The sequence below is a fragment of the Bacillus cereus group sp. BfR-BA-01524 genome, assembly GCF_022662595.1.
Taxonomy (GTDB): domain Bacteria; phylum Bacillota; class Bacilli; order Bacillales; family Bacillaceae_G; genus Bacillus_A; species Bacillus_A thuringiensis_S.
In genome coordinates this window covers 1-218 of the sequence record NZ_JAKUDW010000486.1, presented here as the reverse complement: position 1 = coordinate 218, position 218 = coordinate 1, and the positions used below count along the sequence as shown (strand labels likewise).

Genomic DNA, 218 nt, shown 5'->3' with positions numbered 1-218 from the left:
CTCATTTTTCGTTTCTGGGAAACGTCGTTCAAACTCTTTTTGCGCAACTTGCACTTCATCTGCTTTCTTCGTTTCACCCTTTTCTTCGGGCTTACTCGCTTCATCTACTTTTTTCGTTTCACCCTTTTCTTCGGGCTTACTCGCTTCATCTACTTTATTAATAGATTGTTCCGGCTTATTAACAACCGTTTCTATTTTCGTAGATTGTTCCGGCTGAC

At 40.8% G+C, this 218-nt stretch carries 1 pseudogene; it reads right to left on the bottom strand.

Features of this window, described 5'->3' with window-relative positions:
- A pseudogene (locus MR170_RS32015) lies at positions 1–218 on the bottom strand (lytic transglycosylase domain-containing protein); the annotation flags it as partial.